General features: G+C 42.2%; 15 protein-coding genes. 6 read left to right on the top strand and 9 right to left on the bottom strand.

What is annotated here, in order from left to right:
• Positions 1 to 27: 27 nt before the first annotated feature.
• The 6 genes from AC1MCB_RS06520 to AC1MCB_RS06495 all read right to left on the bottom strand — a co-directional run bounded on the left by AC1MCB_RS06520 (position 28) and on the right by AC1MCB_RS06495 (position 6,653).
• Positions 28 to 2,286 carry a xanthine dehydrogenase family protein molybdopterin-binding subunit gene (locus AC1MCB_RS06520; RefSeq protein WP_479967933.1) on the bottom strand — a complete coding sequence of 753 codons (2,259 nt, stop codon included), beginning with the start codon at positions 2,284 to 2,286 and terminating at the stop codon, positions 28 to 30.
• Positions 2,287 to 2,344: 58 nt separating this feature from the next.
• Positions 2,345 to 2,869 carry a (R)-mandelonitrile lyase gene (locus tag AC1MCB_RS06515; RefSeq protein WP_479967932.1) on the bottom strand — a complete coding sequence of 175 codons (525 nt, stop codon included), beginning with the start codon at positions 2,867 to 2,869 and terminating at the stop codon, positions 2,345 to 2,347.
• A gap of 84 nt (positions 2,870 to 2,953) precedes the next feature.
• Complete coding sequence (locus tag AC1MCB_RS06510) at positions 2,954 to 4,012, bottom strand: alpha/beta hydrolase (RefSeq protein WP_479967931.1); 1,059 nt, start codon at positions 4,010 to 4,012, stop codon at positions 2,954 to 2,956.
• A 2-nt stretch (positions 4,013 to 4,014) separates the two neighbouring features.
• Positions 4,015 to 4,734 (bottom strand): carboxymuconolactone decarboxylase family protein, encoded by a 720-nt coding sequence (locus AC1MCB_RS06505; RefSeq protein WP_479967930.1) that lies wholly within the window; start codon positions 4,732 to 4,734, stop codon positions 4,015 to 4,017.
• Positions 4,735 to 4,997: 263 nt separating this feature from the next.
• Entirely contained in the window at positions 4,998 to 6,083 is a 1,086-nt protein-coding gene (locus tag AC1MCB_RS06500; protein WP_479967929.1) for an alpha/beta hydrolase, read from the bottom strand.
• A gap of 60 nt (positions 6,084 to 6,143) precedes the next feature.
• Positions 6,144 to 6,653 (bottom strand): nuclear transport factor 2 family protein, encoded by a 510-nt coding sequence (locus AC1MCB_RS06495; RefSeq protein ID WP_479967928.1) that lies wholly within the window; start codon positions 6,651 to 6,653, stop codon positions 6,144 to 6,146.
• A gap of 267 nt (positions 6,654 to 6,920) precedes the next feature.
• Between AC1MCB_RS06495 and AC1MCB_RS06490 the strand changes: the two genes are divergently transcribed.
• Entirely contained in the window at positions 6,921 to 7,373 is a 453-nt protein-coding gene (locus AC1MCB_RS06490) for a nuclear transport factor 2 family protein (RefSeq protein ID WP_479967927.1), read from the top strand.
• A gap of 20 nt (positions 7,374 to 7,393) precedes the next feature.
• Here the strand turns inward: AC1MCB_RS06490 and AC1MCB_RS06485 are convergent, their stop codons facing one another.
• Entirely contained in the window at positions 7,394 to 7,648 is a 255-nt protein-coding gene (locus AC1MCB_RS06485; RefSeq protein ID WP_479967926.1) for a hypothetical protein, read from the bottom strand.
• A gap of 415 nt (positions 7,649 to 8,063) precedes the next feature.
• On the opposite strand from AC1MCB_RS06485, the gene AC1MCB_RS06480 reads away from it, so the two are divergent.
• Together AC1MCB_RS06480 and AC1MCB_RS06475 are read left to right on the top strand one after the other, a co-directional pair.
• On the top strand, positions 8,064 to 9,740 hold the full coding sequence (locus AC1MCB_RS06480) for a tetratricopeptide repeat-containing sensor histidine kinase (protein ID WP_479967925.1): 1,677 nt from the start codon (positions 8,064 to 8,066) through the stop codon (positions 9,738 to 9,740).
• Positions 9,722 to 10,384 carry a response regulator gene (locus AC1MCB_RS06475; RefSeq protein WP_479967924.1) on the top strand — a complete coding sequence of 221 codons (663 nt, stop codon included), beginning with the start codon at positions 9,722 to 9,724 and terminating at the stop codon, positions 10,382 to 10,384. Before AC1MCB_RS06480 ends, AC1MCB_RS06475 begins: the two co-directional genes overlap by 19 nt.
• Before the next feature lie 1,958 nt (positions 10,385 to 12,342).
• Here the strand turns inward: AC1MCB_RS06475 and AC1MCB_RS06470 are convergent.
• On the bottom strand, positions 12,343 to 12,867 hold the full coding sequence (locus tag AC1MCB_RS06470) for an N-acetyltransferase family protein (protein ID WP_479967923.1): 525 nt from the start codon (positions 12,865 to 12,867) through the stop codon (positions 12,343 to 12,345).
• A 286-nt stretch (positions 12,868 to 13,153) separates the two neighbouring features.
• Between AC1MCB_RS06470 and AC1MCB_RS06465 the strand changes: the two genes are divergently transcribed.
• The 3 genes from AC1MCB_RS06465 (at position 13,154) to AC1MCB_RS06455 (ending at position 15,398) form a co-directional block, all read left to right on the top strand.
• Positions 13,154 to 14,140, top strand: a complete 987-nt coding sequence (locus tag AC1MCB_RS06465) for an aldo/keto reductase (protein ID WP_479967922.1) — start codon at positions 13,154 to 13,156, stop codon at positions 14,138 to 14,140.
• 71 nt (positions 14,141 to 14,211) lie between these two features.
• A complete protein-coding gene (locus tag AC1MCB_RS06460) occupies positions 14,212 to 14,628 on the top strand; it encodes a cupin domain-containing protein (RefSeq protein ID WP_479967921.1) in 417 nt (138 codons plus the stop codon).
• 140 nt (positions 14,629 to 14,768) lie between these two features.
• Positions 14,769 to 15,398, top strand: coding sequence for a flavodoxin (locus tag AC1MCB_RS06455; RefSeq protein WP_479967920.1), 630 nt, complete (start codon positions 14,769 to 14,771; stop codon positions 15,396 to 15,398).
• 64 nt (positions 15,399 to 15,462) lie between these two features.
• On the opposite strand, the gene AC1MCB_RS06450 is transcribed toward AC1MCB_RS06455, so the two are convergent.
• On the bottom strand, positions 15,463 to 15,882 hold the full coding sequence (locus AC1MCB_RS06450) for a CHRD domain-containing protein (RefSeq protein WP_479967919.1): 420 nt from the start codon (positions 15,880 to 15,882) through the stop codon (positions 15,463 to 15,465).
• Positions 15,883 to 15,889: the final 7 nt, after the last annotated feature.

The following is a 15,889-nucleotide window of genomic DNA, read 5'->3' as shown; positions in this document are numbered from 1 at the left end:
GATAGTATTATTATGATTATCAATTGATTACATAGAAGGTTTACTCTTCAACTCCAGATCATACGGCTGCTGATAAAAACGCTTGCCGGCAGCTTTGTACAGTGCGTTTGCTACAGCTCCAAATACCGGGGGAAACGGTGGTTCACCCAAGCCTGTAGGATCGATATCATTCTGCACAAAGTGAACTTCGATCTTTTTTGGCGCTTCGTGCATTCGGATTATTCTGTAGTTATGGAAATTATTCTGTTCCACGCCACCATCCTTATGTGTTAATCCGCCATACAGAGCATTTCCAATCCCGTCAATAACGGCGCCTTCAACCATATTTGTTGCCGCATCCAGATTTATAACAATGCCACAATCAATGGCGCTAACTACTCTTTCCACATAAGGTTGCCCGTCCCTGATTACCATATCTACTATATGGGCCGCATAAGAATTATGGCAGAAATAAGCAGCAACTCCACGGTTGAATTTGCTATTCTCAGCTTTATTCCATCCCGACTTTTCTTTTACCAGTTTTAACACTTCAGCGTAGCGATCAGCATCGTAATCATTATTTTTACCAACCGGGTTCTCTTTGGCTCTTTTCAATAACTCCAATCTAAGGTCGATAGGATCTTTGCCCATTGCCTCCGCCAGTTCATCTAAAAAAGATTGTTCTGCAGCCGCATTAAAGTTTGATCGTGGCGCCCTGAATGCTCCAATGGTGATATTTGAGGGGATCATCCAGCCCTCAGCAAGATAATTATCAACTGCCCCTGCCGGAAACCTGTTGGCATGGATGGCATGTTCAGGAATTCCGCCACCTTTTACATGGAACGCGATTAAATTCTTATTGACATCAAGAGCCGCCCGGTAAGTAGCGGTGTACATCGGGCGATAAATACCATAAGTCATGTCGTCCTCTCGGGTGTAAACCAATTTGACCGGAGCTTTTACTTTTTTAGAGATCAGGGCCGCTTCGTAGAGATAATGACCGTAGGCCCTGCGACCAAAGCCGCCACCCATGCGTGTCATCTGAATTTCGATCTTTTCTGCCGGCAGGTTTAAAAGTTTTGCAAGGGTAGGCTCCGACCAACCCGGTGCCTGCAAAGGACCAGCTACCAGGGCCTTTTCATCCGTAACATGGGCGAAGAAATTCATCGGCTCTAGGCAATTATGAGCCAAAAATGGAGCATTATAGGTACGTTCGATAATCTGAGCTGCATTTTTAAACGCTGTTTTCGGATCGCCGTCTTTTCTTAATTCCTGGGCTGGTTTACTTGCGTGTTCCTGCATTTTCTTAAGCATTCCCTCTGTACTCTCAAGCTCTTCCGGTATAACAACCTCTCGTTTCGGGCCCCTGCCTCCCATAGTATCCCTCGTATCGCCGGCCGGCTCCCAAACTACTTTTAGTTTTTTCCGGGCCTGCATTACTTCCCAGGTGGAACTTCCAACCACCACCAGTAAATCATTAAATGTGCGTGTATCGAATCCGCCTTGCTCAAAACCATCTTCATATAACTTCTGACTAAAAACATCTTTGATGCCCGGCATTTTCAGGGTTTGCGATGCATCAAATGATTTTAGCTTCATCCCAAAAGCAGGTGGATGCTCAATCATGGCAATCAACATTCCTTTCTGTTTATAGTCTATTCCGAAAAGGGGCTTACCAGAAATAATTTTTACTCCTTCTACGTTTTTCTTTGAGCTGCGAACTACATTAAAGTTTTTCACGTCCTTTAACTTCAATTCTTTGGGTATGGGTATGCCGGCAGCTTTTGATGCAAAACTGCCATACGTTCCTGATTTGCCGCTCTTCTGGTGATATACCATTCCGGCTTTAGTTGTAATCTCATCCAAGGGTACGCTCCAGATCTGAGCTGCGGCTTCAATCAGCATATAGCGCGCTGCAGCTCCGGCCTCACGAAGCGGTTTCCAATACATCCGCACCGAATTGCTTCCCCCGGTAAACTGAGGTCCTAATTTTACATTGTCATGTGGACCCATTTCGACTATTATTTTTTGCCAGTCTGCCTCCAACTCTTCGGCTACGATCATTGGAAGTGAGGTCATCACGTTCTGCCCAAACTCGGGATTAGGATTAAGAATTTTTACAATGTTATTGGGGGTGATCTTTATGTACCCATTTAACTCTAACCACTCACTACCTTCAGGGTCACTGATCTTACCGGGGGCGGTGAATGCTGACAACCAGGTGAAACTTATCATCAGTCCGCCTCCCGCAAGTGCCGAAGATTTCAGGAATGATCGCCTGGAAATGGAAGTTTTTTGATTTGTCATCTGTGATTTTTATGAAGAGATGTAACGACTATTTACACTAAACTAAAATACCGCTTTACTACGATTCATCGATGTCAATGGGTGATTTATTATATTCTGCATCCGTTACTGGCTTCAACCATACTGCTCCGCCTAGCTTCGTATTGGTGCCGATGGCAACATGTGTCATTGAATTGGCAGGGGAGGCTCCGTGCCAATGTTCTATATTTGGAGGACATTTAATCACATCGCCCCTTTCAATTACTGTAATTGGTTTCCCTTTCTCCTGGTATAATCCTTTCCCTTCCGTCACCAAGAGTATTTGCCCACCTTTATGATAGTGCCAATTACTTCTTGCACCCGGCTCAAAAGTTACTGAACCAATGTTGACATTGTAGGTAGTATCATTTTCTGCCAGATAATTGAGCCATACCGTTCCGGTGAAGTTATTATTCGTCACTTTTTGCCCTTTTGGAAAAACCATAGTGGCTGCGGGCTGCTCGGTTTCGGAATGTTGCTCCCTGGTATTATTACAAGAGCCCAATCCCGTCGAAATACCAATGATGGAAATTAAACCACTGATTTTTAATACTGTTATATTCATGACTGATGTCTTTTATTCTCCGATTTAAAAACTTTGAATTTATTGTAATCTGATTCTGCCGGTGAATCTTCTGAAATCAGTCATTTAAATTTCCAGGTTGGCCTGATAAAAATTAACCAGTTTATTTAAAGCTCGCGATACGTATTCAGGTTTCCAATAAGTCTGTATATGAGTAGCCCCATCAATCAGAAACAACTCCTTACTTTTAGGGTTGGTTGCTTTCTTGAATGCCTCATCCGTCATATAATAAGTGTCGGCTTTGCTACCTGCGATCATCAATAGATGCTGGTTTATTAGATCCATATTGGTGTTGGCATCAAAAGTCATCAAGTCCATTAAGCTGCTCATCGTGTATTTGAAGGTTGAATTTGGATGTGCATGGGTTCTGTAATAGTATTCGTAGCCTTCCCGGTACAGATCTGTTGGTATTTTAGCAATTTCCTCATCTGTCGGGTTTACCACTCCTGCATAAATTACTTCACCACCTGCCGCTTCCTGTGCCCGGGCATCTGATGCTTGTTTTAATCGTTCCTGGATCATTGACGATTGTGAATTCATAAAACCATTACGCCTTACCAAACCCGAGTTGAACATACTTAATGTGGCAACTGCTTTAAATCTTTTGTCAGATTGAGCCGCTTTTAACGAGTAACCGCCGCCGCCACAAATGCCGAGTAAACCAAGTTTTGCTGTGTCAACACCTTTGAATTGAGAGATAAAGTCGGCCATGGCGTGAATATCCTCAATTCGGTTTGCTGGCTTATCCACATTGCGGGGCTTTCCACCACTGGCTCCCTGGTAAGCGGCATCGGCTGCAATAGTAATGAAACCCTGCTCCGATAATCGCTGAGCGTATAAGCCTGCAACTTGTTCTTTTATGCCTCCGTTAGGGTGGGCTACAACTACAGCCGGGTATTTCTTTGAACCATCGTAGTTAGGTGGGGTGTAAACATTGGCAGCTATTGTAATATCCTCTATTTTATAACTCACCTGGTGGATGTTTACCTTTCCTTTTTCGTTTTTAGAAATGGCTCCTTCATATACCAGGGTGTAGGGATTTTGTTGCCGCACCTTCTGTGCATTTACCGAATCGATAGTTGCAACTGAAATAGCTAATGCAATTATTGATGTTAATTTTTTCATTATTAAAATTTACCTGCTTTTAATACTTCATCCAATACAGCCTGGGCTGCCTTTGCTTCATTTTCACCTATGCCTGATCTTATCTCACCTACAAATTGTTGTAATTGAATCGGGTGTAGGCCAACATTCAGGCAAATATTTAAATGTGAACGGAGCATAGGTTCAACGCCTCCAATACTGCTGAGCACCGATACCGTAGCCAACTCCCTTTCAGCATAGGTTAACACATCGCGTTCAAAAATATCAGCAAAAAGATGCTCTTTAAGAAAGATCTCTATCTGCGGCGCAAAGGCTGAATAACCCGGTGCGGGGCCATTTTGGGGAGCGCCTAGCAGGCTGTCTAAAATCCGCTTTCCACGATCGTATTTGCTGCGATCATTTGTTATAGGAGATGCTTCTGTACCCAGCACATCGTTATTGCCTTTGGCTTTTCGTTCTTCCAATACAGCCATGAAAGTTTGCAAGCCCCGAATGCTCCGGGGAAATCCGGCATAGGCGTATACATGGATTAGGACTTCCTTAATTTGGTTAACAGTTAATGCAGCTTCAAGACCTGAATTAAGTTCCTTTTTTAATTTTGGGAGGTCGCCTTTTCCGGTAGCAGCTGAAATACGGACAATTGCCTGCTCCCTGACGCTAAGCTTTTTCTCGGTATTGGTTTGCGCACTTGCTGCAGTCGAGAGGAGTAGGGTAATCGTTATAGATTTCAATAATTTAATCATAGTTAATCTCGTTTTTCACTTCAATCGAATAGATGTTTTTTGTACCGGAGAAGTGATGATATAAACTTCGGAGTTAGCGCGGTAGAAGTTCGTATACATATTACGGTATTATGTACCAAAATTACTTTTCCGGCCTTTCCTTTGGCTACCATGTGGGATTCGCTAAGCCTCGCCGGCAAAAATTGACATCGGGCAATTTCGCCTCCTGAGTAGTTCATTTTTGTAGAGATACTAGTCATGGTGCGAAACAGTAGAAGAAGATGTTACTTATCCAATCCTTTTCCTTTTAACCATCTCGACAATTCGTCCGCTACGCGGAGATTGTTCAGGCCTGAAAACGGAAAGTGCGTATTTCCTTTGATACCAACCTCCGGCAAATGAATGACTGTTGCATCTCCTCCATGTTTATTGATAACTGAGGCCCAAATTCTCGCCATTTCAAGCCCTGAACGCCAATGGTCTTTATTCCATACATTGGTCGGCTCCAGCGCAATATTATCTCCGTAGTATATAACAATGGGAATACGGGTTAACTTTTTGAAATCGGATGGCGCTATTTCCACTCCGTTAAGTTCACCTAACAGGCCCTTTGATTGTATAGGCTGGGGCAATTCACCTTCAGGAAACGGGAAACCGCTGTATGGTTCGTAAGCTACAACAGCTTTTGCGTTATCATTTTTGATAGCTGTAAGCCAACCCGGGCCACCTCCCTGCGAATGGGTTGCCAGAACACCTTCTCCGATCTTATTGAATAACGCGGAAATTGACTCAGAAATAACTTCCGCATTAAATTCGCCGGTATTTGGGGTTATCTGCCGGTAAAACTGTTCCAGCGAAGCAGAATCCTTTGGAAACTGTACGTTTGGAAAATAATCAGGATAATTACCGATCCGGAATTGTGTGAACCAGAATTGTTCGTCAGGGGCAGGGGTGATCGTTACAGGCACAGTACTCTTCCCAGCGTCGCCACGCCGCGGCTGATCGAGCAGATAAACGCTAAAACCCCTTCTCACAAAAATATTCTGAAAACCTTCTCTTCCGTCCGGTGTAGATTCCCAGGTTTTCTTAGACTGACCAGCTCCATGCAAAAAAACTAAGGGATATCGGCGAGCCTTTACGGGAATTTGATAAAACGCATATGCATGATCACCGTGGAAGGTCTGACCTTGGCCTTTCAGGGCATCATTCAGATCGAAATTCCCGGGCTTTGTAATCTTAGTACCTCCAACAGCAAAGCTGCCCTGGCGGGCAATAATTAACGGTTTTTGTTTATTCTGGGCGGTGACTGATATTGAGGTGGTCAGCAATAAAGTCAAAGCAACGAGGCATTTCAGTAATTCCTGTTTCATTCAATTAAGTTTTGTCTATTCCAGCTCTGTTTTGTAAAACCTCGGGGTATCATCTTAATGTCAGGGCTTTTTTTCAGGATCGTTATTATTGCTAATAATTTTTACCGGCCTGAGCAATCTCGAAAATGTGAGTGAGGCCATTTTCCAATTCCCATTTTCTTTAACATATACTTCAGTCACCATAAATGGGTTGACCACTTCATTTCCGCCGACGACTGCCACCAGGTCGATATCATTTAACAGAATAGCAGTGTTACCCACAAAGTTTACAGCAGCTGAATAAACCTCTGCTTTCTTATACCAGATTCCGCCGCTTTTTATCACGTCAAGTTCCCGGCCCTTTCCCCAACTACCACCCATATGAACGAAAACAGATTTTTCATCGAACAAACCGCCTAAAGCTTCCACGTTTTTTTCGGCCATCCAGGCCCATTTACTTTTGGAAAGTTCTATAATTTCCTGCTCGTCTTTAGTTTTGACTGTCGTTTCTGAAGATGGCAGGTTAGCCTGAGCATGTGTTAGCTGTACAGTACCGATACATAATAGCATGGCAATAATCAATTTTTTCATGTCTTTAGATCTTCTAGGTAATCTTAAATTTCTGGCAATTGTATTTCCGTCACTTTTCCTTTCGCCAAAGTGTTTTTCGGAGTGCTCCCTCAAAAGTCGGTCATTTTATTTTTGTTAATAGGATACATATTACTGATTAATGAACCATTATTACTGATAATGAGTGGGGAAGTACTTTACTTTCAAACTATAGGGTAAGTTTGATTGATTTAGGTTTCTAAAAACAACTATGCAAGCGAATAATTTAAGATATAAACACCAAATAAAATGACAAAACATATCCTGGGCTTAGCCTTATTCCTATTGAGTACCACATGTTCATTCGCTCAATTATCAAAAGAGGAACAAACAATTATCCAGTTATCAAAAGACAAATGGCAATGGATGGCAGATAAGAACGTAGAAAAACTGCAACGCCTCTTCGACAACAAATCAAAGTTTGTTCACATGAGCGGCACCTGGAAAAAGGACGAGGAGCTCGATATAATAAAAACGGGGAAAATCTGGTATAAAGAGGCTAAAGTTCATGATGTAGCGGTAGAAATGTTTGAGAAGACGGCCATTGTCTGGAACCGGATCACTCTTGCGGCAATTGTCAGGGGAAATGAGGCTTTAACTGAATTCACTGTAACCGAAGTCTATCTAAAACGAGGCAGAGATTGGAAATTGTTGGCACTGACATTCAGCAGTGTGCGGGATACTCACCAGATTAAGAAGTAGTCAGGTAAATTGTAATGCCTTTAATCCTGGAATAGAAAATAAAGAGACTCGATCTCGTTACCAATCAGTTGAAGGTCCTGCGAATTCCAGGGAAGTGTTTCTCTGGTTGTCCATCGATAATCTTCACCTAGAAAGATCGAACCAAGGCTTTCTTTATTTCTGACCAGCAAATAGCCAATTGTTGGTGCTGTGGAATGAATCTCAAAGGGTACCACAAACAGTGTTACATCATGGGTGCTAAGTTTCACTTCAATATCAAAGGCCTCTATTCTCACTTGTCTTTCATTTGGATAATTAAAAATAGCCTTCCAACATGAAGAAGAGATGAAGAACAGAATATTTAAACGCGCTTACGTTTAAAACTTAAATAAGTTCGCAATTACTGTCGTTTGTTGTTATCATAATTTTCATCCGGATTAGAGAAACTAGTAATGAATTTTCTATCCGATTCAGAGTCCCGAAAGAAATTGCCCTCGCAAAAGATGACACCAGCTCGAATACTAATGAAGATACTGCACCGGCGTTGATACCCTGTCACGCTCCCCGTAACCACCTAAACCTTATGGTTTTTATCAGGCAGCGAAGCATTCTTGACTTACGTTTTGCTGTAAAGTCCCGTAACAAAGATTAACATTACGGTGCTTAGTGTCAGGCAATCTCTTTTTTCTATTTTTAGAAAAAAAACAGAATTTGCAAAGGCTACTAGTTTTCTTATCGGGTTTCATTTTGACCATTTGCTCTTGTCAAAAGAACTATTCTCCAATTGTTGCCGAAGGGAAGGATTACAAAAAAGGAGAGTCTTTCATACATAGCCAAAATGATTCTGCATTTTATTATTTCAATAAGGTTGTCACTCGTTCTAAAGACAGTCTCGAAGTGGCAATGGCCTACAACAACATGGCCGTTATCCTGTCGGATGCCGGTGACTATTTCGGCAGCCAGGAAAACTTGCTCACCTCCCTGAATTTTTTAAATGAAACAAAAGAAGCACACCGGTGGTGCCTTGCATCAAACTATAATGAATTGGGAACTACCAGTTTAAACCTGTTGAACTATAATAAGGCCCTTACTTATTACAATCGGGCCATAAAATTCTCTGACGATAAGGGATTCCGGCTTACTATCGTCAACAATAAAGGAAAGGTTTACCAGAAGAAAAAAAATTATCCGGAAGCATTGAAGTTATACCAGGAAATTCTTGCCGAGCTACGGGGGGAACCATTATCCTACGCAAGGGTATTAACCAATGCGGCGAAAACTAAGTGGCTTCAGAACCCGGATTACAACGCAGCGCCTGAACTCTTGAAAGGCCTGCAGATCCGGAAAAAAGAAAAGGACCTCTGGGGATTAAACTCGAGCTACTTTCATCTTTCTGATTATTATACTTTAGAACGTCCCGATTCGGCGCTGTTCTATGCGCAAAGCATGTATAATATCGCAAGAAAACTAAGCAGTCCGGTAGATCAGCTTGAAGCTCTGCAGAAACTGATCAGCCTGAGTCCGCCTCAGTCTGTAAAGCGTTACTTTGCTGTGTACCAGCACTTGAGCGATAGTGTTCTCTATGCCCGTAATGCAGCCGCCAATCAGTTCGCCCTGATCCGTTACGAAGCCGAAAAGCATGAAACGGATAACCTCAGGCTTTCAAAAGACAACTCCGAGAAAGAATACCAGGTGAAAATTGCCATTGCGTTGCTGGTGGCAGTATGTGTAAGCTTTATTTTCTGGTACCGGAAAAGAAAGCAGCGGCTGCATCTCGAAGCGCAGAATGAAATCAAGGAAAATCAACTCAGAATATCCAAAAGGGTGCATGATGTGGTTGCCAATGGTCTTTATAGAATGATGTCGGAAATTGAGAACGGGAGCGAGGTCAACAAAGATCATTTGTTGGATAAGATCGAGGACATGTACGAGCGTTCGCGAGACCTCTCATATGAAAAGACGGCGTTTACAACTGACGATTTCCAAAAGACCATTGCCCAATTGGTCAAATCGTTTGCTAGCAGCACGACAAAAGTGTTGCTGCAGGGAAACAGCAAAAATTTATGGCAAAGCACTAATGAAAGCGCCAGGCAGGAGGTAGGCCACATACTTCAGGAACTAATGGTAAACATGAAAAAGCATAGCCAGGCAAGCAATGTGCTGATTAAATTTGGCCAGATTGATGACCACATCAACATTACCTACTCGGACGATGGCATAGGCTTTCCCGAAGATGTTAGGTATGGCAACGGACTTGAAAATACGGGAAACCGTATTAAAGGTTTAAAAGGTACAATTACTTTTGACCAAACCAACGGACTTGGAATTACAATTACGATTTCCTTCCCGGTGTACTTAAAGGATCAATCATGTTCAAAAGTGTACTAATAGCAGAGGACCACGAAAGCGCGAGCATCTCCCTTCGGAAAACCCTCGATGACCTCGGCATTAAGCATACATATGTATATTATTGTGATGATGCGCTGAGCAGGGTACAGAAAGCCTTGTTTGATGGAGATCCGTATGATCTGTTGATCACTGATCTTTCATTCGAGGAGGATAATCGCGTACAGAATCTTGACGGTGGTGCGGCGCTCGTTGCAGCCGTACGTCAGGTGCATGCTGATTTAAAAATCCTCGTGTTTTCGGCAGAACACCGGCCGGCAGTTATTGAAGGATTATTCCGTGACTATAAAATTAATGGCTATGTTCGTAAAGCACGCCGGGATGCTCTGGAACTTAAAGAGGCCGTGCAAAGCCTATTTAATGGTAATCGCCACTTGCCTGTCCACTTTCGCGAAGCGATTAAGTTAAAGAATACGCATGATTTTAAAGACTTTGATGTCACCGTCATCACGCTTTTGTCGAGAGGAACGCTTCAGAAAGATATACCAACTTACCTCGATCAAAACCAAATTCGCCCCTCTGGCCTGAGCAGTGTCGAGAAGCGTCTTAACCTGATGAAAGAGTCTCTCGGTTTTTCAAAAAACGAGCAGTTGGTTGCGTATTGTAAAGACATGGGCATCATTTAGTCCTCCTAAATGGTAAAAGCGGAGCTGTAAAACCTTGTTTACCTAAATGCTAAGGAATATCCTGAATTCTAAAATCCCGCTATTCTATTAAACTTCTTTATAAAAATGGTCCGTTACGGTTTCCCGTAAATACGGTGGGTAATGTCTGATTAACTTTGATTATAAATTCCAGATAAATGAAGAAGTATTACGTAAACCACCAAGCCCAAGAGAATGGAGATCATGAAGTGCACGATGAATTTTGCCGCTATTTACCAGGTGTAAAAAATCGATTTTATTTGAGCGAATTTTACTCCTGTGCCGGGGCCGTACAACGGGCCAAAAATCACTTTGATCAGGTTAACGGCTGTATTTTCTGCTCGCCGACTTGCCATACTACTTAAATGAATTAAACAAATGGATAAATCAAAATCCCAAGTGTTAAATAACAGCAGAAAACGGTAGTACAACCATTTAAAATCAACAAATAGCGAAAAATCTCAGCGGTGCAGTCCAGACTTAGTTTGGCTTCTTACAAAAAAAGCTGGCGCATAGGCAATTTATTTACTCTTCCTAATCGTTTCTTTATAAAAATGCCACCGGGTGCTTAATTCTTCATTACCATTGCCCAAATTCATAATGCGGACCCTTATTCCTCAACCACATTTAGCCATTCCTGCCGCTCCTAAATAATCACTGTCACTCCACCTTTTTTTGTAGGTCTGGCTATAAGTGTATAAGAACAGTCAGCTGGCTGGAATCAGGTCAAGCAAGTTTCATTCTGTATGTATGGATGCGTGTTGATTTTCGTGATGATATACCTTGCCTGAGGATCGGAAAGGAACAGTCCATTAGCCTAAGCTCTGCCATTCGAGTTTATTTCGATATCGGGTTCTTCAACCGGCGGTCTCAATTAAAAATGGGAAGCCATTAAAAAGATGGTGAATATGATTTAGTATAAAACAGAACATCTCCAAACGGGGAGAATGGAGATGTTCTTAACCAACCAATAAAGTTTACAACTAACCACAGATATAAACCGATACAAACATAGTGTACTGATAACACTTATGCAAGTAAAATAAAAAATTTATTAAGGTTATCATCATATTGTTTGACTTTTACTCAATTGTGTTGCTAAAAAATATCTATTTATAATTATAAATGCAATTTAATTTGTTCTTTTATCTATTACCGTTTAGAAAATGACAATTATTATGTCTTTTATCTATAATTATTGGTGCTTTTAGAAAATATATGATTATTTCAGACCATAAAACTAATAATATACTATAAAATATTAAAAATATGAATAAATATCATTGTAATAGAAAGCAATCTGTGCCACTTATTGCTTCGATGCATAAAAAATTATAGATCGATACGAATGCATCTAACCCCGGGAGAAACCGAGAAGTTTGATTCGGGATATTTAATTTCAGGCCCCCGGGCAGCCTTTCTTTTTCGGTGCCAGCGCGCCGGCAAAGTGTAGCATTAACCACGGTTACAGTAGCTGTGCGGCACCCATTGGTTTATTTAATTGGTTCATTTTTTAGAAAACATTCTTTGGGTATCATCTATATAGGTTTATAGATGGTATCAGATAGGTTCATGTACCGTGACGAGCTTTGTGCCATCGGGAAGTCCGCTTGGATCTCAACTTCGGGGCTCATCTAAGCAATTCCTTCCATGTCCTCCTCCTGTGACAAATAGTAGCCCCATACTGCATCAATTCTGCAACTATTTACCATCCAGAACAGCTTCCATTAGATCGGCCGAAATGACGGCTATCATGCGCTTAAATTTGCAGCCGGTAGGGAAAGAAAAAGATGTCGAGCTGGTTACTATTGTGGAAGGCGCTATATCTATGATTTTAATAACCTGGTAAATGGCGACACGGCTTCTGAATCAGTTAAACTGAAGCGCTAACCGTATCAGCAGCTTTAAAGTTAAAAATAGAAGGTCATGAGGTATGATAATTACTTTTCCTCAGCCGGCCTGGCCAGCACTTTTTCGTAAGCTTTTCTTGGGCTTCCCCTGAAGTAAACTTCACCACAGTAAGTATAACCTGCATTTTCAAAAGTTTTCATCATGGCAAGATTGTCAAAATTGGTGTCTGCTTTAATGCTGTAGATGTTATTAATTACTGCAAATTCTTCTATAAATGCCAGGATCCTTTTCGCCAGACCCTTGCCTATATGCTGGTCCGAAATGGCTATCCGGTGCAAAACGACAAAATCATCGTTGGATAGCCACTTTCCTTCGATTTTTGCATAAGCGGGTTCGTCATTCACCAATACTGCACTGTAACCGATAATTGTTTCTCCTTCCGTTAAAACAAATCCGGCATCTTTTTTAATATCCTGGTGTATGACTTCCGGATTTGGATAACCATCCTGCCATTGATCGCTGCCATCTTGTTTTCTGCGAACGATCGCTTTTTGTAGGATCTCCCAGATTTGCGGAATCTCAGAAGGGTTTGCTTTTCTAAAGTAGTAATTCATTGTTTATCATCGGTCTTTCCAACTCAAAATTAGACTTTATGAGCCTTAGTAATCTTCCAATTTGATAATCAGTAAAATTGGTTGATAAAACCGTAATCCGTCTACCAGGTTAGCCGCTTATTCAGAGGACCTTTGTAACAGACAATAAGGGAAAATGGGTTCAAATCACACAAAACCTTTTTTCAGTCCTTAATATTTTTAGCAAGCATTACGAAAATCTACGCAGTGTAGGTGTATCCAGTTTGGTGAGTAAACAATTTCGGTACTAAATTAAAAAATGAAGACCATGAAAAAACGAATATTAGGTAAGAGTGGTTTAGAAGTTTCCGCTCTTGGTTTGGGATGTATGGGATTAAGTTTTGGTTACGGAACAGTAACGGCAAAGAACGATGCGATTAAACTTATCCGGGCGGCTTTCGAGCGCGGCGTCACCTTTTTTGACACGGCTGAGGCTTACGGACCATACACCAACGAAGAAGTATTGGGGGAAGCTGTAGAGCCGTTTCGCGAGCAGGTGATTATAGCTACCAAGTTTGGTTTTAAATTCGATAACGGAGCTATTGCAGGCACTGATAGCCGGCCGGAAAACCTGAGAGCAGTTGCCGAAGCATCGCTGAAGCGACTCAGGACAGACGTCATAGACTTATTTTATCAGCATCGGGTAGATCCCAATGTTCCTATTGAAGAAGTTGCAGGAGCCGTTAAGGATTTAATCAGGGAAGGAAAAGTAAGGCACTTTGGCTTATCCGAAGCTGGCGTGGCGACTATTCGCAGAGCCCATGCCGTTCAGCCGGTAACCGCCCTCCAGAGTGAATACTCGCTTTGGTGGAGAGAGCCTGAACAGGAAATATTGCCCGTCCTGGAGGAATTAGGAATCGGGTTTGTTCCTTTTAGTCCACTTGGTAAAGGATTTCTGACGGGCAAGATTGATGAGACAACGTCCTTTGACAAGAATGATTTCAGGAATACGGTTCCCCGCTTTTCTGAAGAAAACCGTAAAGCTAATCAGGCGCTGGTTGATCTGCTGGCCAGCCTAGCCGAGACAAAGAGTTCAAGTGCCGCTCAAATAGCCCTTGCCTGGCTACTGGCGCAAAAGCCATGGATCGTGCCAATTCCGGGCACTACTAAATTACACCGGCTGGACGAGAATCTTGGATCAGCAGACATAGTGCTTTCCAACGATGATCTTCAGGAAATAAACGGAGCCATCTCCAAGCTCGATGTGCAGGGTGACCGTTATTCAGAACAAGCACAAAAAATGATCGACCGTTGATAAATTGACGATATAAAGGTCTCAGGTGTTCTGGAAGGATTGGATTTTTAGATATCACAGCAAAATATAACATGATAAAACAAGCATTGTATACGATCGCACTTACTGTGGTCTATTCTGGGCAAGCCATGCTCAGGAATGCGCCTGTTTTTTCTAAAGGAGGGAAGGGTGCCGTTGTTAATCACACAGGAAACGTTTGGCTCATAGAACTAAATGAAGCCGACAGTATTTTTACTTATAGCACCTCTGTGGCGGTCTTCGATCCGGGTGCCCGATTAAACTGGCATATGCACCCCGCCGGGCAAAATTTAATGATCACTGCAGGCATCGGCTACTCTCAGGAGAAAGGCAAACCAAAGCAGACAGTCTGTAAAGGCGATGTTGTCAAATGCCTTCCGGGCGTAGAGCACTGGCATGGCGCAACACCCGAGGTGGCGTTAACTATGTTGCAATTTCACCTGCACAAAACGGGAAAACCAAATGGTTAACAAAAGTTACCGATCAGGAGTACGGTAGACCGGCGCCAACAAGCGCACCGTAAAAAAACAATTCTTTTGAGAACGACAGGAAGAATTTAACGCAGAAATTCTCTAACAGGGTAGCTCGGATTAGATTGAAAGAAAGGCATATGAAATTAATAAAATCCACTGGTTTAATGGTAACCATACTGCTATGTGTGTTATCCGGTTGTTCCAATGCGCAGGATTCAGCAAATGAATCTAAGAGTGTGGTTGCCGATAATAAGATACTGATTGTATATCTATCAAGAACCAACAATACGAAGGCTATTGCGGAGATCATCCATAAAAATGTGGGCGGAACGCTGGCTTCACTGGAGCTCGTAAACCCCTATCCTAAAGACTACCGCACAATCGTTAACCAGGTGGCCAACGAGAATGAAAGAGGCTTTTTACCACCCCTCAAAACAAGAATCGACAGTATGGATACGTATGATGTGGTGTTTATAGGCTTTCCTACCTGGGGAATGCAGCTGCCGCCGCCAATGAAGAGCTTCTTGAAGCAGTATGACTTAAGCGGGAAGACTGTTATACCATTCAATACCAATGCAGGTTATGGAGTCGGCAGCAGTTTTCAAACGTTGAAAAAGATGGCTCCCAACAGCACTGTATTGGATGGATTTTCAATTAAAGGTGGGGTGGAGAGAGACGGTGTTTATTTTGTGATAAAGGGTGAAAAAGAGAAAGAAGAGCAGGAAGAAGTGAAGAAATGGTTGAGGAAGATAAAGGTGCTGAAATAGTTCATTGCTGAAAGTGCATTGATCGAAAAACTCGTTGAGCATTCAAATTGATCAAACTTTTGAATCACTCTTTAATAATCTGACCCCTTACTTCTCCGTCGGGAAATTTCTCTGTATGGATTATATAGTACCACTGACCATTGAGAAGATCATTCACCTGGGAATCCGGAATGGGGTAACTTCCATCAACTTGTCCGGATGTTGAAGCAAGATTCCCCTCAGCGACGGTGATTTCTTGTGTATTAACTCCAGGCATAGCTGGACCATGAATACTAACTTTAGTCCATGGACCCGAAAGATCTTTGTAAAACACACTGTAAACAAAGAGCTTAAGTGTTGGCCTCGTATATTGAGCTTTAAAAGTAGCGGTCCCATTAGTTGTCACAGAAGGAACAACCTGACTACCCGAACCATTTCCAATAAACGTATATATAACAAACGGTTCTTTTTCTTTCTTCTTGCAAGCAATTAGGGAAAATATCACTAAAAAC

This window comes from Daejeonella sp. AP26, from assembly GCF_056680515.1.
This window is presented reverse-complemented; position numbering and strand designations above follow the sequence as displayed.